Genomic DNA, 26,239 nt, shown 5'->3' on the forward strand with positions numbered 1-26,239 from the left:
AATAGTAACATGATTATAGGGGATAATTTTCGTCAAAGTTAGTCGGCTAAAAAACCATTACAAAAGAACGCCTCAAATACTCGGTCAATTTTACCGAGTATTTGAGGCGTTTTGCCGACAAGCTCAATACCACCAATAGTTTCAGGCATTTATTCGCTTAAATCATCTCCGGTAAAATCAATCAAAAACATGATTGATTTCCGGTGAAAATCGCAGTATTTACCTAACTAACTCTATCCACCCTTTGTATAGTCTTTCTCCGTTACCTGTATTTAGTTTGAGAATATAGAAATAAGTGCCTTCATTCAAATCCCTGCCATCCCAACTATTATCATAGTTCTTATTCTGGTATACCATATTACCCCATCTGTTATAGATCAACAGTGTTGAATTCGGATACCTATCTAACCCAGGTATCTTGAAGTTATCATTTTTACCATCTCCATTAGGCGAGATAACATTTGGTATGTAGATATCATCACCTGTTACCATAATCGATGTTGTAACATCGTAGTTATTGGATTGATCACCGTCAGGTGTTAAAGCACTCACTCTCGCTGCATTTACAGCAACGCCGGTATTAGTGATTCTGACAGTATAAGTGATGGTCTGCACAGTACCCACAGCCATGGAATCTTTTGTCCACAAGAGAATTCGGGTGCCTGGATCATAAGTTGCAGTACCTGCGCTTACCGCAGGTTGTCCGACCATTTCCAGGTTTGGTTTCAACGTATCTGTAACCAGCACGCTGCTAGCAGCTTTAGGTCCTGCATTGGTTACGCGGATACTATAGCTAGCCTTATCACCCACATGCAATGGATTTGCTGCTTGTACGGATTTAGTCAGCTGCATATCTGCGTTCATTCTTTCTACGATAGTAGTACCTGCAACACCGCTGGTATTGTTACTGAGGTCAGGGTCTGTAACGCCAGCAGGCACCGTAACCGTGGCCCTGTTGGTAATGAATCCTATTCCGGTTACCAGCCCTCTAACCATGACAGACACGGTACTTCCGGCAGGGAACCTACCAATGGTGGCATTCACGCTGTTATTCGAATTATTGATGATGACGTTACCTGATCCCAATATTGTATCTACGACAGTAACCACTGCACCAGAAATGGCTGCTGGCAGATTATCTGTTATCACTGCTCCATCCGCAGCCGCAGGACCACGATTGGTGGCAACCAACATGTAGGTAATAGAATCCAGTTCACCGATTTGTACGTCGCCCGACTTAGTAATCGATACATCTGCAGTTCTGCTTACCACCGTAGTGACCACATTAGAATTGGCTACCAGTCCATTCACCGCTGCCACTGCGCTGTTAGTCATGTTGCCACTGAAATCGCTGCGTATTTTTCCAGAGATATTAACAATGATGCTATTGTTGTTGCCAACTGGAATATTGCCAGAAACAGTTACCGGTGTATTAGTACCGATACCTGGCCTTGTGAGGCTAGCATTGCCGGTAGCATAAGCAATCCAGGTATAGCCTTGAATGGCTGTCGGAACATTATCGGTTAATGTAGCTTCTAATGCTGAAGAAGGACCATTATTTGTAAGGGTGATGATATACGTAATGCTATCACCTGCATCAGCGGTAGCAGGGCCGGTTTTCACGACCTGCAGCCCCGCCAGCTGATTAATATTTGTAGTAACCGTATTTGAATTTACGGCTACACTATCTGGCCCTTTGGCAACGGCACTGTTAGTGATACTGGTTGCTTTTGTATCAGAAGGTACCTGTCCATTGACGGTGATGTTAATTGAATTACCGATACCTAAAGGAATTGCACCCATCAGTGATATATTATTTCCATTACCCGAGCCCGCGCCCAATACTGTGGCGGCGCCGGTAGTTGTGGCTGTCCAGGTGACATTAGTAAGAGTTGCTGGCACTGCATCAGTTATCAACACGCCACCAATATCCGCAGTACCCTGGTTGGTAACAGTAATATGATAGCTGACTGCATTACCGGCATTCACTGTAGCAGGGCCGGTTTTAGTGATACCCAGCACTGGTACATTGGTAACGGTGGTGGTTACACTGGCTGTTTTACTTCGGCCTATATCATCCATACCAGTGGCCGTATTCACCAATGTGCCAGTAAAACCAGGATCAATTGTACCATTCACTTGAATATGTACCCGGTTAGAATCTCCCGCTGGCAAGAATCCTGCAATCCGAATCTGGTTACCGGTGCCGGTATTGGTGTGAGGCGATGTCATTACCGTTCTGCCATAGGTAGTAACTGTCCAGGTGACATTACGGATTTGTGGCGGCACATTATCTGTGAGTACTGCACTCAACAGATCAGAAGGTCCAAAATTAGCCGCGTCTATCAGATAGGTGATATTGCTGCCACTGGCCGCTGTAGCAGGCCCGGTTTTAGTAAGTACCACTGAAGGATTGTTTGTAATGGCAGTTACCTTTTGGTCAATCGCTAAGGTGCTGTTGCCATTGGATGCGCGACAGCTATTTGTGATACTGCCTGTTGCTGATGGCCCTACATACCCTGTGATGGTAATAATAATACTATTATCTGTGCCTACCGGTAGTGTACCATTAACAAGTACATTATTACCGGAGCCGGTGACGCCGCCAGTTATTGTTCCGCCGGTGGTGGCGGCTGTCCATGTTACCTGTTGCACATTAGCTGGTACACTATCGATGATAGACAGATTGTTTAACGGCACCAGGCCGGTGTTTTGCACCACCAGTGAATATGTAATATAACTGCCTGCAGATAGTGTATCAGGACCAGATTTACGGATACTTACTTTTTCATCCGCAGTAATTACAGATTGAACGGTGCTACTATCGGTAATTGTACCAGCAGTATAACTGGCAGTATTGGAAATAGTACCCGCAAATGAAGGAGCCAGTGATCCGATAACGTTTACGGATATATTATTATCTACACCTGCAGGTATATCAGCAGATATCATCACGTTACCTGTTCCTGTAAGTGTTTTAGCGCCACCTATGGTCGCCTGTCCATTAGCAGTAGCTACCCAGCTGGCGTTTACAATTGGAGCAGGCAGCTGGTCATTAATAGCCACATTGGTAGCATCTGACGGACCTGAATTTGTCACCAGGAGGTTATATGTTATTCTACCTCCTGCGTGTAGATTTGCTGCAGCCGTTTTGCTGATATGTAATCCAGATTTATTTACAACTACAGTATTTACTGTATTGGAAGGCACTGTTACATTATTTACTACCACAGCAGCATGGTTGTTGATTGAGCCAGTAAATGCAGGATCAACAATACCGTTAATGGTAACAAGAATACTATTATCTGCCCCGGCGGGGATATCAACAATAAAATCAGGGTTGCCAGTCTGGTTATTAATATTTCCACCCTGTATTACCGCATTACCTTTTGCAACCGCACTCCATCTCACATTACTTAATTGAGAAGGGACAGTGTCTGTAAAGTGAATACCGAATCCTTTGGATGGGCCATTATTCTGTAACACTACTGAGTAAGCCACTACCCCGCCTGCATTCACAGTATCAGGACCATCCTTCACTAATTGCATTGCTGCGTAGTTTGTCACTAATGTGTTAACGGTGTCGGTTACACGCATTTGGTTTGGAAGGCCCGCCTGACCAACATTGGTGATAGTACCACTGAATGTTGGGTCTATTGTACCAGTAATATTGATCACTACTGTATTGGCATTTCCTGCCGGGATATTTGCTATAAGTATTACATTTCCAGGTTTGTTGACGGTAGCGCCGCTGGTAATCACTGCTGCGCCTGTAGTGGTGGCCGTCCATACCGGGTTGAGAATTCCAGCTGGTATCAGGTCCCCAATGGTGGCATCCTGCGCATCTGAAGGCCCCGCATTTCCAACGACTATGTTGTAGTTGATTGCCTGACCAGCCATCACATTATCTGGACCTGATTTCTGAATATTCAGCCCTGCTTTCGCAGTAACAATAGTTGACACCTGGTTACTACTGAAAGTATTGGCCCCTAATGCAGCATACGTGGTATTGAGCAGTGTTCCGGTGAAGGAGCTGTTAACAGTACCGGTAACGATTACCCGCATCACACCACCGGCAGAAAGATTGCCCTGTACATTGATATTGCTTCCAGAGCCTGTTGCATTGGCGGTAATATTACCATTTACGGCCGCACTTGTCCAGGTTACGTTACTAATATCCGCAGGAATAGTATCTGTGATAGTGATACCATTAGCAGTGGCTGGTCCTGGATTGGAGACTGCTAATATATAGCTGATCGTACTTCCTGGTATGGCCGCCGCGGGTCCTGCTTTAGCCACCTGTAAATTATCACTGCCTGTTATAATAGTATTGACGGTAGATGAAACCGGCGATGGGCCTGATATGCCGGCAGGTAATGTAGCAGTAGCAGTATTAGGTAGTACCCCTGTATAATTTGGATCAACCGTTCCTGTTACAGTAACCTGCACACGTCCGGTGCTGGCAGGAATAGAAGCTAGCAATGACACATTGCCATTACCTGTAGTAGTGGCCACAGTAGCGCCACCACTGCCCGTTGCAGTCCACGTGGCATTAGTAACAGCAGCATTTAAGACGTCTGCAATAACTGCATTTGTGACATCTGCAGGACCGTCATTGGTGACGTTGATAGTATACGTTATTGGTTGTCCTGCTCCTAAAGTATAAGGTGCTGTTTTATTGATTCTGAGATTTACAGATTTATTGACAGAAGTAGTAACCGTGCTGGTACGGTCATCGCCAACAGTAGCCGTAGCACTGTTGATAATAGAGGTTCCTGCAGTAGGCAGTACCACACCTGTAATATTTACAGTGATTACACCAGACATTGAACCTCCCACATTTCCAGTAAGTGCAATATTATTTCCAGTACCACTTGCAGGGGAAACACTTGCATTACCAGTGGCTGTAGCCGTCCACTGCGTTACCTGTACGCTTGCTGGTACATTATCTGTAATAGAGGCACCGTTCGCGTCGGATGGCCCGTTATTATCCACGATAAGCTGGTAATGAATGGTGTCGCCGATATTCACACTGGCAGGTCCATATTTTGAAATCGCCAATCCAACCTTTGTACTTATATCAGCGGTAACAGTGCTGCTGTTATTGAGCAGGTTATCATCTGTAACTCCCGCTGGTGGAGAAACGATCGCTGTATTCGTCATAGTACCCGTAGCTGCCGGAGACACAGTACCAGTAATCGTTACCAACACATAATTTCCTGCGCCTGCGGCTATGTTAGCAACAGTGGTTACCTGTTGTCCATTTACTACTGGCGCCACAGAACTTGCGTTGCCACCAGATGTTGCCGTTGCGCTGCTGATAATAAAGTCGGCAGGCAACAGATCACCAATATTTGCACCGATAACATCTGCATATCCATTATTGGTTACACGCAGCGTATAGACGATGGATTGCCCGGCTGTCACAGTAGCAGGCCCGCTTTTCACGATGGCCAGGTCGGCAATCGGCATTAATTCCGTCACAAAAGTAGCCGTGGCCGGAGTTATTCCAGAACCTGGCTTAGCCGCAGTAGCTACGTTTACGATGCTATTGGCGGTAGTAGCCGGATCGATGGACGCATTTACCACCACCTGAATATTATTATTTATACCTGCAGGAAGGTCTGCAAGGAAGGATACATTGCCTGTGCCACTGCTTACAGAAACCGCAGCCCCAGCACCATTGGCGGTCGCCGTCCAGTTAACATTGGTAAGCGTTGCAGGGATAATATCCAGGAAGTTCAGACCAGTGGCATTACTAGGTCCCTGATTGGTCAGAGTTAGTATATAAGTAATTTTTTCACCAGGAGAGGCCACTGCAGGTCCACTCTTCGTTAGGCTCAAGGCCACACTTGGCGTTACTGTAGAAGTAACGGAAGATATCACTGGTGTACCACCTGTAAACTGCGCGGTCGCTGTATTCACCAAAGATGATGCACTAAATGATGGATCCAGTATACCCGTAACCGTTATCAATATTTGGTTAGCATTTCCAGCAGGAATATTACCTGTGAGATTAATATTCCCCGTACCACTTGCCGCGCTAACCGTAGCGCCACCACGGGTTACAGCCGTCCATTGTGCGTTTAATATACCTGCATCCAATTGATCTGCAATAGCAAGATTTGTAACATCAGAAGGCCCAACGTTACCCACCACAATCGTATAGGCGATATGGTTACCCGGGTTAATGGTGGCAGGCCCTGTTTTTTGTAATTGAATACCAGGACTATAAATCTTCTGTGTACTGGCTGTATCTGCCACAGGTTGCTCGCCGGAAGGCGTTGCTGAAGCAATGTTCGTTAATGTACCCGCAGTGGCATCGGAACGCAAGGAACCATTGATATTCACCACAATGGTATTACCTGTACCGGCATTGATATTACCCGTAATGTTGATGCTATTTCCATTACCGGCGGCGCCAGATGTTACCTGCGCAGTTCCGGTAGTAGTGGCTGTCCAGGAAACATTGGTAATATCCCCAGGTACAATATCTGCAATGGTTAATCCTGTGGCATTCGAAGGACCACTGTTAGACACCACCAATTGATAACTGATATTTCCACCGATATTAACTTTCGAAGGTGCATTTTTCGTAATGGCAATACCTGTTTTACGATATACTACTGTTTGTATTTGGTTTGATGGAACTGCCGGATTCCCTGTAATAACTGCCTGTGCACTATTAGGGATCACGCCTGTAAACGATGGATCTACTGTGCCAACAATAGTTACTTGTAAGAAATTGCGGACGCCTGCCGGAATATTTCCGTTTACCATTATATTATTGCCAGTACCACTTCCTGATATAATAGAGGCTGTACCAGCACTCCCGGTTGTCCATGATACATTTTGTATAAATGCCGGCACTGCATCTGTTATGAAGATATTTCTGGCATCTGAAGGCCCACTGTTAGATACCAACAATGTATAGGTAATCTGACTTCCTGCGGCTACCGAGTCAGGGCCTGATTTAACAACATTCAACGCGCTGCTGCTGGTCACGGTAGTTTGTACCGTATCGCTGTAGGTAGTATCGTGATCTTTAGGATAGATGGTGCCGAAATTGGTAAAGCTGCCAGCGTAATCAGGCTTAACGATGCCACTTACGTTAACGAATATATGATTTCCAGTACCCGCTGGCATATCTCCAGTAACAAATACATTATTGCCGGTACCTGTCTGCCCGCTACTGATAGTAGCCGTTCCACTAACAGAGGCAGACCAGCTGACATTAGTAATCGCAGTTGGAATTACATCTTGCAGTGTAACTGCTTTTGCATCACTCCTGGCGGTATTGGTAGCTACTAAAGTATAGTTGATAGCCTGTCCTGCATTGATTTGCGCGGGGCCGGTTTTATCCAACACCAATACAGGTTGATTCAATATTTGGGTGAGTACAGTTGCTTTCAGCGAATCCCGTTGATTCAATGTTTCTGCGGCTTCATTTATTACGGTACCAGCAGCAGATGGATCTGCTGTCGCATTTACAGTAATGATAACATGCCCCGTCCCTGCCGGAATATTAGCAAGTGTTTGTATTGCGGTCTGCGAACGGGATATAATACTAGCGCCACCAGTAGTCGAAATGGCATAACTACTGTTGATCATCTCTTTAGGCAGCATATCCGAAATATCCACGCGCATTGCATCCGATGGTCCGTTATTACTAACGTCTATCGTATATACGACTTTATCTCCAGCTCCTACTATTGTTGGCCCCGACTTCTGGATTACCATATTAGCGCTATTAACCACTACGGTATTCACTGTGTCAGAATTTATTGTACCAACACCATCTGCACCCGTTGTAGCAAAGTTTTGTAAGCTACCTGTATAGGAAGGACTTACCGTACCTGATACCAAAACAACAATGCGGTTGGTAAAGCCACGAGGAATATCTCCACTTACATTAATAGTATTTCCTGTTCCTGAAGCACCAGTTGTAACTGTTGCTGAGCCTAGCGTAGAAGCAGTCCATTTCACATTAGTAATTGCTGCAGGTACCACATCACTTACTGTTACATTTTGTGCATTGGAAACACCTGTATTACCTATTTGCAATGTATAGTTGATAGTTTGTCCCGCCGAAATAGAATCAGGGCCGTTCTTTTGTATGACCAGTTTCGGGTTGCTCGCTACTGTAGTAGTCACTACGTTAGATGGATAAATGGTAATACCATCATTGGTAAGATATCCAGTATTGTTTATTTGTCCCACAAAAGACGGATCTATGGCAGCAGTTATATTCAGGACAATTGAATTCGTAGCACCAGCTTTGATAGTACCCGTAACGGTAATAATATTTCCATTAACAGTGATATTGGAAACAGTAGCATTGCCATTAATGGTAGATTTAACGACGGCGCCACTGAGGCCAGCAGGTAATGTATCCCTTACTAAAATACTGGTTGCATCTGATGGGCCATTGTTGTAGATGGCAAATCCATAACTGATATTACTTCCTGCTTCTGCAGTAGCTGGCCCAGTTTTCACGATTGATAATCGTGCATTGACATTCACCTGTGTCTGCACCACATTAGAATTAACTGTTGTATTATTTCCAGTCACACTGCCAAAATTCGTAATTACGCCTGTTACATCAGGTGCAATCGTACCTGTAACAGTGACTGTTACAATGTTATTAGTGCCAACAGGAATATCGGCATCAACTAATACTGCATTGCCACTACCAGTAGCGCCAGACCTGATAACAGCTGATCCAACAGCACTAGCTGTCCAGGATACATTGGTAATCCCTACTGGTATCTGGTCACTAATAGCAGCACCCATCGCATTAGATGGCCCATTATTGTTAACCTGCAATGTGTAAGTAATTGTACCACCTGCATCAACTGTGGCAGGGCCAGATTTCACGATCTCTAACTGCGAAGCATTATCGATCAGTGTTTGGTTATTTGCTTGTTTAGAAGATCCATCCGTAGATATAGCATATGCGGTATTACTCAAGGTACCTGTAGCATTTGGACTAACGGTACCGTCTATATGAATCAATACCTGATTAGCAACACCTGCGGTAATATCTACTGTAGTATTTACAATATTACCACTACCGTTTGTAGGTGCGCCATTGACTATTGACGCCAATCCTATAGGTGTTACTCTCCAGGTTACATTTGTAATGTTAGCTGGCACAGTGTCTTTCAACACCAGGTTAGTTGCATTGGAAGGGCCGGAGTTTGTAACGGTAATATCGTATCCAATACTATTTCCAGCGACAACATGCCCAGAAGAAGGTCCTGTTTTCTGTATGGTAATTCCAGTTTTGCTGGTGATAATAGTGGTAACCGTATTGGAAGATACCGGCGTTTTGCCTGCAGGCGTAACAGTTGCGGTATTGGTAATTGATCCGGTAGCATCCGGGGAGATAATACCCGATACAAGAATTGTTACGGTATTGGCGGTTCCTGCCGGAATATTGGTAGTAAAGTTCACATTGCCGCTGCCACTAGCTGGAGAAACCGTGGCATTGCCAGCTGTTGTCACCGTCCAGGTGGGCGACAACAATTGTGATGGCAATAAATCCTGTACGCTTGCATTGACCAAATCAGAAGGCCCTGCATTAGTTACCTGTATGGAATAAGATATCGGATCTCCTGCATTTGCAGATGAAGGCCCGGTCTTTTGAACTGTCACCGCAACGGTACTATTCTGATCATCAATATCGGTCGCCGAATTTTTATCAGGATTGATATTCGTATAACCGTTAGGGATAGTTACCGACGCCGTATTTATTAACTGACCTGTATAAGAAGATGGAACTGAAATTGTATACGAAATCAGCGCACTTGATCCCGCGGGTAGATCAAAGGTCTGGTTGATAGAACCTGTACCAGAAGACCTTGTTGGTTGCGAACTGATCGTCACCACTGACCAGGAACCAATGGTAATTCCGTTTGGCAAAAGATCTGTAAAGGTACCACCAATCAGATCTGAAGGGCCCAGGTTCTTTACTACTATCGCATAAGTATTGTCTGCTCCCGGAACGTAAGTCGTTTTGTTATCTGTTTTAGTAACAACGATTTCCACCGCTTTTGTTACAGGAGTGGTAACACTATCAATGGCGAGTGTACTATCTGTTGTGCCAGCAGGTGGAATAGCAGTTACCTTGTTTGTAATAGTGGTGCCAGTATAACTAGAGGATACCGTACCAGTGATGGTAGCAGTTACTGATTGACCAGGTGCAAGCGTAACCCCTGTCCAGTTGCCACTGGCAACATACAAAGTACCTTGACTTGCAGTAACCCCTGTAGCAATAAAACCGGAAGGCAAAGTATCCTTCACGGTAAAGGTTTCATTCGGATGTATCGTTGAAACGCCTTTATTCGTAACAGTGACGGTATAGGTCAAAGCTCCGCCAGCGGTTACGGTAGCCGGACTTGCTGTTTTTTTCACATCGAGGTCAATTACCGCAGGCAGCACCGTTATATATACGTTACCGTTAACACAGGCTCCGTGAGAGTCGCATAACGTATATACGAACTTGTCATTTCCCGTAAAACCTGGTGCTGGCGTATAAGTAAAGGTACCATCAGCATTCAGTTGCACTGTTCCGTTGGAAGGACCAGAAGCTGGTGTGGTATTAACTGACAGCGCATCATTATCAGGATCATAATCATTAGTGATCACATTTCCGGAAACAGCCACATCGCGATAGGTGGTGTAGTTATCATCCACAGCTACTGGCGGATTGTTGGGAACTGTATTAGCAACAGTACTGGTGTTATTGTTTTGATTAGGATCAGGCATACTGGCATTAGGTGTAACCGTTGCGGTATTGGTGATAACAGTGCCGCCAATAGCAGTAGCAGCTATTTTGCCAGTAACAGTAATGACTATACGATTCCCTGTTGCAAAAGGAATATTAGCAGTAGCGCTCATGTTATTACCAGTACCAGACATTGGAGAGATGCTCACATTATTACCATTCGTAGCGGCAGTCCAGGAAACATTGGTAAGCTGGGCTGGCACGTTATCCACAATAGTAAAACCTGTGGCATCAGAACTTCCCAGATTTTGTACCAGCAAGCTGTATTGTACCGTAGTGCCAGTAGCGAAGTTGCCTGATAACACAGTTTTTGTAATCTGTAAATCTGCCTGAGTAAGATATTGTAGTACCACGGTATCAACAGAAATTCCACAGACACCGTTATCGATCGTCCACGTTAAAGTAGCGCTGGTATTAGGTTGCAAGGTCACCTGTGTGGTAGGATCTGTGGTACTGACAATTATGGCGCTTCCTGATATAACGGCCCAGGTACCATTACCGGTAGCAGGGTTATTGGCACTCATAGTAAATATGCCACTATTATATTTCGTTTGGTCAGGGCCAGCATTCGCGAGTGTGCCTCCTGATTGAACCACGATGTTTACCGTATCAATTGTATTTGGGCAATTACCACCCTGGATACTCCAGGTAAATGAATAGGTGCCTATAGTCAGATTTTCGATTCCTGTGGTTGCGGAGCTTCTGTTAAGGATATTAGCCTGGTTTGGCCCTGCTACCTGGTTCCAGGTGCCATTTTCATTCTGCCCGGGGCTATTGGCCTGCATAGTGGTGGATGTCACGTTACAAAGCTGCTGATCTGGACCAGCATTGGCTTGTGTTGGTCCGGCATTCACGTGAATGGTTACCTGCTGCGAGTTCGGCGGACAAACAGGTCCGTTGGAGGTTGTCCACACAAATACATAAGTGCCGGCAATAAGTCCTGATACAACGGTATTAGGATCTGCGGGATTGGCGAATGTGGCGGTATTGGGTCCGGAAGATTGGGTCCAGACGCCAGTTCCAGCAGTAGGTGCTTGCGCCTGCAGGGTGTATGAGCTGCCACAAATAGTAGCATCACCTCCAGGCCGCGATGGCGTAGGTTGCTCCCAGTTGGTGATCAACACCGTATCAGATACTTTTCCACATCCCCCGTTGGTGACTGTCCACACAAAAGCGTAGGTACCAAACTGTAAGTTATTCACATTGGTATTCGGAGATGTAGGATTGTTGATGGTAGCAGTAGTTGGGCCAGAGGCCTGCGTCCAGATACCAGTGACATTATTACCCTGTAGAGAAGCGCCTGAGTTTTCACAAAGATTCTGATCAGGGCCAGCATTTGCCTGTACTCCATTAGCTACCAGGGTAGTGTCTCTAAGGAGGTTATTACATCCACCTCCCGATGGCGGTCCATCACATTCTTGTTCTGGTGTTCCAGGAATCTGGTTGTTTATGTTGGAAGCATCTATGTCAAGGTCGGTAGCCGAGCGGGTAAGGAATGCCTCTGCTATGCCCAGGTCTGCGGGTGCGGGTAATGTTACCAGTACATTAAACGTAAAGGTAGCCACACCGCCAGCAACTAATGTTACCGAATCAGTATACACGCTATTCACTACGGATCCACTTCCAAAAGAACCACCGCCAGCGATGATCTGCTTATTAGTGAGGGTAAGGGTATTAACGGCAGTGGATACACTGAATTGGAATTTCCCGTTCACGGCAGAATCAGGGCCGTTATTACGCACTGTAACTTTAATAGTATAAGGAGAATTCACACAGGCATGGGCCGGCAGGTCCATGGTGACGATCTGTAAATCCATCAGTCGTCGGGTGTCTATGACATTGGAAGATGAATTGTTAGCAGGGTTAGTATCTCCTGTAGTAGCAACGGTGGCAGTATTGGTGATGGTATTGGGTGCATCAGACGCCACTTTTACAGGAATAGTGATAACGGGATAAATGCCGTCGGCATTAAGCACGTCTGTACGTGTAGCCGTAACAGTATTTCCAGTCACGGATATACTCCAGCCATCTCCTGTAGCAGTTCCGGGAATAAGTCCGGCGGGGAGTACGTCCGTCACCGTTACCAGGTTGCCAGAAGGCTTGGCAGCACCTTGGTTAATGACGGTTAAGGTAAAAGAGCCATTAAGACTTTTTCTGAGATTGCCGCTATTTGTTTTGGTAATAGAGAGGTCAGGATTTTGGGCCTTTGCCTGGAAACCCGCCAACAGCACAGAAATAAACAACAGTAGGACGTAACGTAATGTAGAAATACCCATAAACATCAGATTGGAGTAAACTGCGGATAGGGATGTAACAGGTCAGCAGGATTAACAACCAATTTAGGGGTGTATGGGTTCAAATCGGTATTAAAATAAAAAGCCCCCTCTACTGCGTAGAGGGGGCTTTCGTTATATAAGAATTCGATTATGCGAATCTTGCTTTCAGCTCATTAGCCAGGGTAACCATTTTCTTGATACCATCTTCTGGTAAGTTACCTTTTTTGAATTCGAGGAGAACGTCTGGCAGACGAACATCCATTTCATTCAGGAATGCTTCTTCGAAAGCTTTTACCTGTTTAACAGGAACTTCACGCAGCAGACCATTGGTACCCAGGTAGATCATAGCAACTTGCTTTTCTACTGGATAAGGGCTGTACTGTGCTTGTTTCAGGATTTCCACGTTACGCTGACCTTTGTCGATTACGGCTTTGGTAGCAGCATCGAGGTCACCACCGAATTTGGAGAAGGCTTCCATCTCACGATATTGAGCCTGGTCCAGTTTCAGGGTACCGGATACTTTTTTCATGGATTTGATCTGCGCGTTACCACCTACACGGGATACAGAGATACCTACGTTGATCGCAGGACGGATACCAGCGTTGAACAGGTTACCTTCCAGGAAGATCTGACCATCGGTGATGGAGATTACGTTGGTAGGGATATATGCAGATACGTCAGATGCTTGTGTTTCGATGATAGGCAATGCTGTCAGGGAACCACCACCTTTAACCAGGTGTTTGATAGACTCAGGTAAGTCGTTCATCTGGCGAGCAATTTCATCTTTGTTGATGATTTTTGCAGCACGTTCCAGCAGACGGCTATGCAGGTAGAATACGTCACCTGGATAAGCTTCACGACCTGGAGGACGTTTCAGCAGCAGGGATACCTCACGGTAAGCAACTGCCTGTTTAGACAGATCATCATATACGATCAGTGCAGGACGACCGCTATCACGGAAGAATTCACCGATAGCAGCACCAGCGAATGGAGCGTAGAACTGCAGTGGAGCAGGATCAGCAGCGTTTGCAGCTACGATAGTAGTGTAAGCCATTGCACCAGCTTCCTGTAATGTTTTCATTACACCAGCAACGGTAGATGCTTTCTGACCGATTGCAACGTAGATACAATAAACTGGTTTACCAGCTTCGTAGAACTCTTTCTGGTTGATGATAGTATCAATACAGATAGCAGTTTTACCTGTCTGACGGTCACCAATTACCAGCTCACGTTGACCACGACCTACAGGGATCATCGCGTCGATCGCTTTAACACCTGTTTGCAGTGGTTCTTTTACTGGCTCACGGAACAGAACACCCGGTGCTTTACGCTCCAGTGGCATTTCGTACAGTTCACCAGTGATAGGGCCTTTACCATCGATTGGTTCGCCCAGGGTATTTACCACGCGACCAACCATACCTTCACCTACATTGATAGATGCGATCTTTTTGGTACGACGTACTTTATCACCTTCTTTAATGCCTGTTGATTCACCCATCAATACCACACCTACGTTATCTTCTTCGAGGTTCAATGCAATCGCTCTAACACCATTGCTGAACTCAACCAGTTCACCGTAACCTACGTTACCCAAACCGTAAATGCGCGCAATACCATCACCTACTTGCAGTACTGTACCAACTTCTTCCAGGTTGGCATCAGCATTGAAGTTGCTTAACTGCTGGCGTAATATCGCCGAAATTTCATCAGGTTTAATATCAACCATAATTATGCTTTTTAAAAAGAGTCGTTAGAATAAGTTGTGTAACGACAACAGCTTTGCGTGTACGCAGCGGCTGCTGTATGATTAACGTATATCAGATACGTAAATATTCTTAGTAAATTGTTGTTTCAGCGTTTTCAGTTCATTGAGAACAGACGCATCATACAACTGATCTGCGGCTTCCAGCACAAATCCACCAATCAGCTCAGGATTAACCTTAGCTTCCAGGTTGATAGTCTGGCTACCGGTAGCTACTTTCTGTTTGATCATGTCCAGTGTAGCCTGTTCCATAGGAACAGCGGTAGTTATTTTTACAGTAGCAATGTTTTTGATAACATTATACTGATGACCGAATTCACTTGCAATTTCTGCCAGGTTAGCCTCACGGCCTTTCACTACCAGTAATTTGATGAATTGCTGAGTGGTGCCACTCACACGGCCATTCAGGACCGCGTCCAGGATTTTCTGCTTAGCATCAGCCTTAACAATAGGGCTTTTGAGCAACAGTACTAGTTCGCGGTTAGATTTGATCACCTGTTGTAAAAACAGCATATCGTTATGCACTTCTTCTAACTGGCCCTTTTCCTGAACCAGATCGATTAATGATTTTGCATACCGGGATGCTAAACGGGGATTCTGCATATCGCTTATTGCTTTAAACCTTTAACTGTTATCGCTAACAGTCAAAAGCCGATTTTTCTTAGTTCAATTTGATTTCCTGTGCCAGTTGTTTTACATAACCTTCCTGAGCAGATTTGTCTGACAGTTCTTTTCTCAGAACTTTTTCAGCCACTTCAATCACGAGGGTACCAACCTGGTTTTTAACTTCCGTTAAAGCTGCCATTTTCTGGGTTTCGATAGCGGAATAAGCTTCAGAGATGATCTTCTTAGCTTCAGCTTGTGCCTGAGTTTTGGCTTCACTGATGATCAGATCTTTTGCGTCTTTAGCTTCTTTCAGGATTTTGCTTCTTTCAGCTTTTGCTTCAGCCAGCACGTGTTCGTGTTCAGCTTTCATCTGTGCCATCTCTTCTTTCACTCTTTCTGCAGAAGCGATAGAATCAGCAATAGATCCTTCCCTTTCTTTCAGAACCGCCAGGATAGGAGTCCAGGCAAATTTCTTCAGAACGAGGAATACAATAACGAAGATTACAAAAGAGATAATAAATAAGCCGACCGCTGGTATCAACAGATCCATATTACGAGGATTTAATTTTTTTAATTGTAAAGATTACTGCATCCTTTGCCCTGTGCGCCGGATGCAGTAAAGAGTTTGGCTTACATAACTACCGCCAACAGACCAGCGATTACACCGAACAGGGCAACACCCTCTACCAGCGCAGCTGCCAGGATCATGTTTGCACGGATGTCATTTGCAGCTTCTGGTTGACGAGCGATAGATTCCAGAGCGCTCTTACCGATGTTACCTACACCGATACCAGCAGCGATTGCTGCGATACCAGCACCGATCGCACCACCAGCTTTTGCTAAACCTGAAGCAGATGCAGCAGCTTCGTTAGCAGCCTGCAATAAAACAGTCAAAAGTGCCATAATGAATATGTATTTGAATTTAAAATTAAACGAACCTATTAGTGGTGTGCACCATGTGCATCATCATGTCCACCTTCCATCGCCTGACCAATAAATACTGCTGTCAGCGTAGCGAAGATAAACGCCTGGATAAACGCTACCAACAACTCCAGCATCATCATTACAATGTTGAAGAAGATAGTAATCGGTAAGAAACCATAACCAGCAGCCTTATTCAGACCACCAAATATAAATACCAGGGAAATAATGCTCAAGATGATAATGTGACCCGCCAGGATGTTGGCAAAAAGTCGGATAGCCAGTGACACAGGCTTAGTGAATACTCCGATCAGCTCCACCGGCGCCAGAATTACTTTAACACCACCAGGAACCGGAGGATTAAAGATGTGACCCCAGAAATGCTTGTTAGAACTAATCAAGATGGCAATGAAACTAACAATAGCCAATGCAGCAGTTACTGCAATGTTACCTGTTACGTTGGCAGAACCTGGTAACAGACCCAACAGGTTGTTAATCAGGATAAAGAAGAATATAGTCAGAATAAAGGGAGTATACTTCTCAGCTGCTTTACCAGGAATGTTTGGCTTCACCACCTCATCTCTCATGAAAATGATAACCGGCTCCATCACACTCTGGAAACCTTTAGGCGCTTGCTTGCTACCACGGGTTTTGTAAGCTTTAGCTACTGATAACATCATCCAGATCAACAGAATCGCTCCGATGATCATAGAAGTAATGTTCTTCGTAATAGAAAAATCGTAGATCTTCTCTCCAGTTGGATTATCCTGTCCGTCTACCGCAATGATAGTTCCTGTTACATATTTCGCAGGACTCAGGCCCTTCTCTTCCACATAATGCTTTGTTACCAAACGATAACCATCATGTGAAGCATGACCATGCTCAAAAGCTGAAGACATAAACGCAGATGTACCGCGAGCAGGATTGTAGATGATAACTGGTAATGGAATTGTTACCTTGGTTTCTCCCAGGTCCATAAAATGCCAGTCGTGCTGATCTTTTACGTGACCAAGGATCTCCTCCTTAGCATCAAATTTCTCTTTGTGCTCAGCCTCAGCATGGGTAGACTCGCCACCCTCGCTGTTTGCCGCGGCAAAAGCTGAATTACCAAAACCGTGAAGGCCTAACGCCATCACAAGTGCTACCATACTATGTTTGAACCGACTGAAAGATATCACCGTTTTCTGAAATTTTGCGCAAAGATAAACGTTTTTATCTCAAAAATTCAGCGATAATGAAAAAAAAGGAAGGCTTTATATAAGACAATTGAGGGTCAACAACTTATAACTTAAAAATGCTTTGATTTTTTGGAAGAATTTTCCCGTTTTTTTACAGGTTATATCGGTATAAATCTATATATAATTTTATGTAATATATCAGGAGGCCGCAGAACTGGTAAATTGCATACTGTGAAGCTTGTAATAAAACCCTTCCAGCTTCAATAACTCTTCATGACTTCCCATCTCCTTAATCTCTCCCTTATCCAGCACAATAATCTTATCAGCCTTACTAATCGTTGATAATCTGTGCGCTATGATAATCGCCGTCCTGTCCGCTATCAACTTATCAATCGCATTTTGTATCAATAACTCCGATTCCGTATCCACTGATGAAGTAGCCTCATCCAATACCAAGATCGCCGGATCATACAATAACGCCCGCACAAAGGAAATCAACTGACGCTGCCCCAACGATAAAGTACTACCCCTCTCCATTACCTGGTAATCATAACCTCCCGGCAACTGCATGATAAAGTCATGAATACCAATCAGTCTCGCCGCAGATTCCACTTCTTCTCTACTGATCGCAGCGTTATGTAAAGTAATATTGTCGTAAATAGACCCACTGAACAGAAATACGTCTTGCAGTACCACCCCTATTCTACTGCGCAAAGCATGTAAAGAATAATCCGGCAACGGAACGCCATCTATCTTAATACTACCTTTCTGCACCTCATACAAACGATTCAGGATACTGATAATCGTAGTTTTACCAGAACCGGTATGCCCTACAATAGCAACAGTATCTCCGGGTTTCGCCTCAAAATCGATGTCTTTCAACACATACCGATCCTCTACATAAGCAAAAGATACATGATCAAAGCTGAGTGCCCCTTTCATGTTTTTACCATCCTGCTTGCCATGATCAGGGATATAATCCTCATTGTCCAAAATCTTAAACACACGCTCACTAGCCACCATACCCATTTGCAAGGTATTGAACTTGTCAGCCATCATGCGTAAAGGCCTGAACAGCATATTCAGATACATGATAAAGGCAATCATCACTCCCTGGGTAACCTCATAATTCAGCACTTTATTGGAACCCCACCAAACCATCAATCCAAGGGAGATAGCCAGGATAATCTCAACTACAGGGAAAAATACAGAATAAGCAAAAATTGCATCAATGTTGGCATCTCTATGGTCTTTATTTATCTGCTTAAAACGGGCAAATTCACGCTTTTCTCCGGTGAATGCCTGTACCACTACCATCCCAGTGAGATGTTCCTGTACAAAGGCGTTTAAGGCCGAAACTGCATTACGTACCCGATAAAAGGACTTGTTTACAGTTTCTTTAAAAATATAAGTAGCGATAATAAGAATGGGAAATGGAGATAAACTCACCAGCGTTAGCCGCCAGTCTTCGATAAACATCACCGTCAAAATGGCGATAATCATCAGTAAATCAGCCACTATACTGATAATCCCTTCTGAAAAAACATCATTGATAGCTTCTATATCATTGATCGTACGGGTGGTCAGGGTACCGATTGGAGTTTTATCAAAAAAGGCCAGGTTCAGGTGAATGATCTTCTTAAAAACCGTTACACGCATATCCTTCACCACAGATTGTCCCAGCCAGTTAGTGAGGTATGAAAAGAAAAACCTTACTACTGTTTCCAACAGCAGTAAGGCTATCTGTAATACGGTTACCAGCACTAGCATGCGCATCAGCTGGTTCGCAATATATTTATCAACGGTTATCTGTATCAGATATGGCCGTAATGGTGAGATCACTGCCAATACCACAGTTAACACCATGGACACATAAAATGAGCGCTTATAGGGTTTCGCAAAGGAAAATATCCGTCTAAGCAGGCTAAAATCAAATACTCTTTTTACTGCCACGTTACTCACGGTCGTTGATCTATTAATTAGTCTATGATTACTTATCGTCTTTCATGATCTGCCTGTAAGCTTTAATGAATATAGCTCCCAGGTTTTTGTGAGGAGGAACGTAATCGCTGAACAGCTCTTTATTACGTGCATCTCCTGCAAACTTCTTCGCTAAACCTGCCCACATCTGCACCCAGTCAATATTTTTTCCACTCAGGATTACTTCTTCCAAGCTACGAATAATTGGCTCGTTCACAAAACGGGTACCCACCTGTTTGGAAGAAATAATATGTGCATCCGGTGCTTTCTGCAGCACTACCGCCAGGTTATGGTAACCACCACAAGAACCCAGGATAACGATTTTCGCAGAGCTCTGCAGGTTATCCAGTGTAGTGTTCACATGATAACTATGCCCACGGTGGATAAACACTGTTGGATGAATATCATTTTCATCCAGGTAGTCAGAAAGTCTGGAGATAGCATCTTTATCTGCAGGTTCATCTAACGGAAGATTTGCAAAGATAGTGGTTGGTTTTCCTTTTAAAGAAGTTATTACCGCCCAGTATTTCTCTTTTCTTACAGACCACTCGCCCTTAGGGAAGTTAGTCATAAAGCTGGCAAAGGATTCCTGACCATCTTTATCTCCATAGAAAAATACCTGTTGATAAACACGACCGCTGTCACTTTGCAGCGCGCTATAAGTCACGAAGTTGATTGGAGGTAACTGTAGCTTGGCGGCCATATCATTGGCAATAGTAGTTTCACTACCAGGTGTAGACTCGGATTCAAACAAGCTGCTGAGCAACTGATAGATCACGATACCACGATGGTCGTTATGTTTTTTAACATAAGCCAGGTTGTTGCGCACCTCTGCACGGAGGAAGTCCAGCAACTTAGGATCACGGATACTTCCGAAGGAATTTGCTACGTCCACGGCATCTTCCAGATCTTCTGTTTTCTCCAGGTTCTGTACATATTTCTGCATCAGGTAGTTGGAGTTTTCAGGCGCCATAGACTTAAGGAAGTTGTCCAGTGTATTGAAACCTGCTGCCATGGCGATAAATTTCTTGAAACGGTCAAAATTTACCGTCATCAGCAAACTATCACCACGTGGAGGCTTCATACGTGCCATCATCTGGTCATATAAACCAGCATTATTGTGGTTGGTATAGCTGGATGTATATAATTCTTCCTGTCCGTTGATAATGAGGTAGTATAGCTCAGCAGGGCTGAAATCATTTACTATCTTGAACCTTACCGGTGCAGATTCTTCGTGAAGGTCATTTACCTCACGGATATAGATCAGTGATTTTGCCTGCATATTTTCCATCATGGCTTTCATACCAATCGGGTGCTGGTTTTCACTTTTCATTTTCTGCAGGTTGATCATGGATTTTACCATCTGACGATAGTACTGGCGATCATTGTCTGCTACTTTCTCCAGTTTCTCGATGCTGGTAGTACCAGCCAGTAACTCATCTATGAAAGGGAGGATACGAGTGCTTTGCGGCGACTTACCAATATTCACGATCGTTTGAACGATTGGATCCGGATTACGCTTGATCGCATTTGCCATCGGCGTATAGGAGGTAGCGTAGGTAAGCACCTGATTTGGGTATTTACGGGCTACTGCAGCCACTATTGAGTCGGTACCTGGATAATCAAGGTAGTTGCTCAGTTTAGGCATCACTGTTTCCAGGTTATTAAAGGCATATTTGGTAAATACCATTCCTTTCGCAGCCTTATAACCAGGATTATCGTTAAAGATTTCAATCAGTTTTTCTGAACCGGCAAAAGAAAGTCCCTGAATATAAGGGGCAATGCTTTGATGCTTGATGTCAGCGCGCATCATGTTATGATAAGCTTGCACAATAGCAGGTGCTTCTTCGGGTTCGATCAGGTGATGTGCTCTTTTGAAGTTGTAATCCTTCAGCATGGAGTAAAGCCCAGTGAGATATTTAACTTTCAGGCGGTGGTCGAGCGAACTGTCTCTTTCGATTTCCACCTGCATATCGTCCACTTCTTTGATCAAGGCATTAGTTACCTGCAGATTGATCGTCTGATCATCTGAAACACGTACGAGATCGTCGGCTTTACCGTCGAATTTCGCCGCCATCGCTTGTTCTTTGTCTATGTTATCATGGAATCCCTGTCTCGATATTGGGATTTGCAAATGACTACTTTGTGCATACGTCAGGCCGCCTTGACAGGCAACCAACAACAACATGATTAAAATTTTCCTCATTATTTAATCTCCTTTTCAGCCAACCTGATAGCAAATTTACAACCAATTTGCTTGCATTCCCGGTCGGCGCCGTTAGTGACTAGCTTTTAAGTACAAATAAATATGATTTTCCTATATCTTTATAGAAGTTAACCATAAAAAAGGTCATAGATAGTAACAAACGAAGCACATTAACTGTTAAAAAACAGGTCATTATGAACACATTTGTGAGTGATATTTCTGGAAAAACCTTCCCCGAAATCGAAAAAGTAAGTGCAAAACTGATACGTCCATCGGTGCTTCAGATGATAAAATCTGATCATCCGCGCTTTAATCACAAATGTCATATCGCGTTATCTGAACTGACACATTACCGTCAAAAGTTCTATGAGTCATTGTTTTCGGAGGAAATGGGCGAGCTTACCCAGGTAGAAAGAGAAGTACTGGAGAACCTGAAAAGCAATAAGATCCTGACGGATAAATTGGAAGAAGACTCACAGAATGTTCACCTCAGTTATGGCGAGAGGCTGGCAGATAAAATTGCGGAATTTGGTGGCAGCTGGAGATTCATCATTATTTTCATGGCCTTTATCGTAGTTTGGATGGGATTGAATGTCTACCTTCTGCTGAATAAGGGCTTCGATCCATATCCGTTCATTTTACTGAACCTGATCCTCTCCTGCCTGGCGGCCTTACAGGCACCGGTTATCATGATGAGCCAGAACAGACAGGAAGATAAAGATCGTCAACGTGCAAAGAGTGATTACATGATTAACCTGAAATCAGAGCTGGAAGTAAGAATTTTGCATGAGAAAATCGATCATCTTATAATCACCCAACAGCAGGATATGTTGGATTTGCAGCAAGCTCAACTAGCATTGATGAATCAGATCATGGCTGCTATAAAAAATGGCAATTCGAATAATAATCAGAAAGATGTTAATATAAAATTATCTTAATACAATAGCCTTTATCCCCTTACCTGGAATTTTGTCTTAATTTTGAATTGACCGTGAAAAATGGGTTAGCATATTGAATTAACAATTTCATAATGTTATTTTTCCATTAATCACAGGGCACAGATTATAATTTTGTGCCGTCTTTATTAAAGCATAAAGTTTATGATAGACCAAGCCGTAGCTGGAAAAATCCTGGTAGTAGATGATGAGTTGGACATACTTGAAATCATCAGTTACAATCTCAAATCTGCGGGATATGATACCGTAACTGCAAAAGACGGCAACGAGGCTATCCAGAAAGCAAAGATATTCAGACCTGACCTGATTATGCTGGATATCATGATGCCGAACAAAAACGGAATCGATACTTGTCGAGAGATCAGAAAGTTCCCTGAGTTTAAAGATACCATGGTACTGTTTTTAACAGCACTTAATGATGAGAAGTCGGAGATCGACGGTCTTAACATGGGTGCCGATGATTACATTGCCAAACCTATCAAACCTAAATTACTGGTAAGCCGCATCAATGCCTTATTCCGCCGTTTGCACAAACCGGAAGAAATGCAGGTACAGTTAGGAGATCTTATTATCGATCGTGAGAAATTCACGGTTACCTACAAAGGTCAGGAAATCATCCTTGCTAAGAAAGAATTTGAACTGTTGCAATTGCTGGCATCTAAACCAGGCCGCGTATTCCTTCGCAATGAAATCCTCAACCAGGTTTGGGGTACTGAAGTAATCGTAGGTGACCGTACAATTGATGTTCACATACGGAAGATTCGTCAGAAGATAGGGATAGACCTCATTACTACCGTAAAAGGTGTAGGGTACAAATTCGAAATGTAATTCTCTTTGACAGCTGCTTTACGCAGCTGTTCCCTTTCAGATATTTCATTTTTTTGCCGGGGAATTCCACTCCGCCTGAGGCGGGATGGAATTCCCCGAGGTTTTTTCTTTGCCATAGGCAACGAAATCCTCGGAAGAAAAAACAATAATCGACAGCTGAAACCACGCTATACCAGACAATTTTATGGCAAGAAAGAAATTTAATGTAATTTCCCACTATTACAATAATTACTCACTTTGGAGTATGTTTAAAACGAAGAACCTTTCCCCGCAAAAATTGGCGGGATTCACAGCACTAGTTGTTTCGATAGTAATAGCGCTAGGTGGCCTGGTGGTCAGCAATGACTGGAAAATCGCTGCAGGCGCGTTCCTGCTCACTTTCCTGGTATCTTACTATCTGTACCTGTATACATTGCAGAACTTTATCTACAGGAAAATAAAACTGATCTATAAGTTCATCTACCAAACAAAAGCTTCTAAAAGAGAAGAATTCTTTAACAAGAATATTCTTCCTTTAAAAACTATTGAAGAGGTAAGCGAAGACGTAGAGAAATGGGCCAGTCAGAAAAAAGAAGAACTGGAAAACCTGAAAAGAAATGAAGAGTTCAGGAAGGAATTCCTGCTGAACCTCTCTCATGAGCTGAAAACGCCCATCTTCGCGGTGCAGGGTTATATCCACACCCTGCTGGATGGCGCCCTGGAAGATCCGGGTGTCAATAGGCTTTTTCTGAAAAACGCTACCAAAAACATCGATCGTCTTTGCCGTCTCCTGGACGATCTGGACGAAATCTCCAAACTGGAAAGCGGTGAGATGACTGTCAATACAGAAGATTTTGTAATACAAGACTTGTTGAAAGATGTATTCGATACGCTGTCATTGAAAGCCAATACCAAAGGCATCAAATTCAGCATCAAGAAAGGCTGTGAACAACCAATACATGTACTCGCCGATAAAGAAAAGATCCGTCAGGTACTGATCAACCTTGTTGATAACTCTATCAAATATGGTAAACAGGATGGGCACACCATCGCCAGCATCTACAACATGGATGGCAAACGCGTATTGATAGAAATCTCGGATGATGGTATCGGTATGGCGGAAGAACACCTGCCACGTGTATTTGAACGTTTCTATCGTACAGACCGCGCCCGTAGCCGTGATATCGGTGGTACCGGCCTTGGATTGGCAATTGTTAAACATATCGTGGAAGCGCATGATCAGTCGATCACTGTAAGAAGTAAACCTGAGATTGGTAGCACTTTCGGCTTCACTTTGGGATCTGGCAGAGGAGAATTCTAATCCTCCTAAAATAAAAAAAGGACGGCCTAAGCAATGCTTAGGCCGTCCTTTTTTGTGCGTAAATATCCTAGAACCTGTACTGAACGCGACAAGTCAGCACATTATCCCTGACATCTTTAGTATAGTTAGGTAATAAAGTAGATTCATTCTTTACCCAGTCGTAATACACCGTGAATTTCAAATGTTCATCGGCGTAATACAGATATCCCACCCCTAGTGTATTATAGCGTATATCCGCTTCCGTTGTACCCGAACCTGGTGCTCCGACCTGTGTACCTTTTACATCCTTGTTAGGATCATACCAATCGTAACGTACCACCACCTGGTGTTTCAGGCTTCCGAGATTTTGAATGAAATACAAGTAGGCACCGTCAAAATTGCGAATGTATAACGGTGCATATTTCCCTGCGGCATCTAACGGGATGATTCCAGGTGTTTCAGCGGAAAATTGCGTAGCTGTCTGCTTTCCACGGATATACTCCGCGCGGAATTGCGTCCACCCTTTGTTAGGACCATTAGGAATTTTCAGCTGCATATCTGCTCCATAATAGTGACGTGGGGCAATTTCACCAGCATTTGTAACAGCCGAATCAACCTTAAATGCGGCGCCGTCCATCTTATAAATAACGTTAGTAAATTGCTGCATGCCACCGTACAATACAGAGGCTCCGCCAGATAACAACCATTTTCTTTTATTCAGAAATATAGGCTTAAACCCAATCCTGCCGATAAAGTCTTTATGACTATCAAAGTCGCTGGGCCCTGTCAATCCTTGTCCATTAAACAATCCGGCATCGATCTTCAGGAAATACAGCGGGTGGTCTTTTCTTCGTGGTTCAAAAGAAACCATACCACCCAGGTCACGCTCCGTTTTCATCAGTATCTGAGACATACGCCCTCTTTCTGGTGTTTCACGGTCGGCAGAAGACAGGTTGACCTCATAACCGAATGGCCGCGCAAACATACCGGTAGCCAGACTAAGTACATTAAACTTTGTTTCGAAGAAGCGGCCATAGAAGTCGCGGATAAATACTCCCCTTTCCGTTCCGTCGAACTGGAACGCAAACTGAACTACTGGCATATCCTGCTTATTGTAGCGCTCATAGTCTACGCGGATACGCCCACGGCGTAAGGTCCAGCGATTGTCTACTTGTGGTAGGAAGTCGCCGCCAGCATAGCTTTTAGCACCTCGTTGTGAAATGGCCTGGAACTGTGGCTGAATATAGCCACTGAAACGTAGGGCATCGTATTTATGATACATGGACAACATACCTTTCCCGAGTTCGGAGGTAGTATCGATCATATCCATGAGAAACTGCGCATGTGTAACGATGGAAGAGCATAACAGTACACACGACAGCAAAAAGATTTTGGCTGTACGCATGGCGAGATTGATGAATTTGGGCGCAAAAGTATGGAATCGACAGAACAAATAAC

12 protein-coding genes are annotated in these 26,239 nt (G+C 44.1%); 3 read left to right on the top strand and 9 right to left on the bottom strand.

Annotated elements, in window-relative coordinates:
- Positions 1–219: 219 nt before the first annotated feature.
- The 8 genes from ACE38W_RS19775 to ACE38W_RS19810 form a co-directional block, all read right to left on the bottom strand.
- A complete protein-coding gene (locus tag ACE38W_RS19775; RefSeq protein WP_375833647.1) occupies positions 220–13,065 on the bottom strand; it encodes a gliding motility-associated C-terminal domain-containing protein in 12,846 nt (4,281 codons plus the stop codon).
- Positions 13,066–13,213: 148 nt separating this feature from the next.
- Positions 13,214–14,791: a F0F1 ATP synthase subunit alpha gene (gene atpA, locus ACE38W_RS19780; RefSeq protein ID WP_375833650.1), complete on the bottom strand. Its 1,578-nt coding sequence runs from the start codon at positions 14,789–14,791 to the stop codon at positions 13,214–13,216.
- An 81-nt stretch (positions 14,792–14,872) separates the two neighbouring features.
- Positions 14,873–15,430: an ATP synthase F1 subunit delta gene (gene atpH, locus ACE38W_RS19785; protein WP_375833652.1), complete on the bottom strand. Its 558-nt coding sequence runs from the start codon at positions 15,428–15,430 to the stop codon at positions 14,873–14,875.
- Positions 15,431–15,488: 58 nt separating this feature from the next.
- Positions 15,489–15,983: a F0F1 ATP synthase subunit B gene (atpF, locus tag ACE38W_RS19790; RefSeq protein ID WP_375833655.1), complete on the bottom strand. Its 495-nt coding sequence runs from the start codon at positions 15,981–15,983 to the stop codon at positions 15,489–15,491.
- Between the two features lie 80 nt (positions 15,984–16,063).
- Complete coding sequence (gene atpE / locus ACE38W_RS19795; RefSeq protein ID WP_167013256.1) at positions 16,064–16,336, bottom strand: ATP synthase F0 subunit C; 273 nt, start codon at positions 16,334–16,336, stop codon at positions 16,064–16,066.
- 38 nt (positions 16,337–16,374) lie between these two features.
- A complete protein-coding gene (atpB, locus tag ACE38W_RS19800) occupies positions 16,375–17,502 on the bottom strand; it encodes a F0F1 ATP synthase subunit A (protein ID WP_375833657.1) in 1,128 nt (375 codons plus the stop codon).
- 228 nt (positions 17,503–17,730) lie between these two features.
- Positions 17,731–19,398 carry an ABC transporter ATP-binding protein gene (locus tag ACE38W_RS19805; protein ID WP_375833660.1) on the bottom strand — a complete coding sequence of 556 codons (1,668 nt, stop codon included), beginning with the start codon at positions 19,396–19,398 and terminating at the stop codon, positions 17,731–17,733.
- Between the two features lie 124 nt (positions 19,399–19,522).
- Positions 19,523–21,718 carry a hypothetical protein gene (locus tag ACE38W_RS19810; protein WP_375833662.1) on the bottom strand — a complete coding sequence of 732 codons (2,196 nt, stop codon included), beginning with the start codon at positions 21,716–21,718 and terminating at the stop codon, positions 19,523–19,525.
- A 194-nt stretch (positions 21,719–21,912) separates the two neighbouring features.
- Between ACE38W_RS19810 and ACE38W_RS19815 the strand changes: the two genes are divergently transcribed.
- The 3 genes from ACE38W_RS19815 to ACE38W_RS19825 all read left to right on the top strand — a co-directional run bounded on the left by ACE38W_RS19815 (position 21,913) and on the right by ACE38W_RS19825 (position 24,802).
- Positions 21,913–22,656 carry a DUF1003 domain-containing protein gene (locus ACE38W_RS19815; protein WP_375833664.1) on the top strand — a complete coding sequence of 248 codons (744 nt, stop codon included), beginning with the start codon at positions 21,913–21,915 and terminating at the stop codon, positions 22,654–22,656.
- A 162-nt stretch (positions 22,657–22,818) separates the two neighbouring features.
- The gene (locus ACE38W_RS19820; RefSeq protein ID WP_167013266.1) at positions 22,819–23,502 is read left to right on the top strand and encodes a response regulator transcription factor; all 684 of its coding nucleotides are present in this window, start codon (positions 22,819–22,821) and stop codon (positions 23,500–23,502) included.
- Positions 23,503–23,686: 184 nt separating this feature from the next.
- Entirely contained in the window at positions 23,687–24,802 is a 1,116-nt protein-coding gene (locus ACE38W_RS19825) for a sensor histidine kinase (RefSeq protein WP_375833666.1), read from the top strand.
- 67 nt (positions 24,803–24,869) lie between these two features.
- Here ACE38W_RS19825 and ACE38W_RS19830 read toward each other — a convergent pair whose 3' ends face one another.
- Positions 24,870–26,186: a porin gene (locus tag ACE38W_RS19830; protein WP_375833669.1), complete on the bottom strand. Its 1,317-nt coding sequence runs from the start codon at positions 26,184–26,186 to the stop codon at positions 24,870–24,872.
- Positions 26,187–26,239: the final 53 nt, after the last annotated feature.

Source organism: Chitinophaga sp. Hz27, from assembly GCF_042263525.1.
Lineage (GTDB): Bacteria > Bacteroidota > Bacteroidia > Chitinophagales > Chitinophagaceae > Chitinophaga.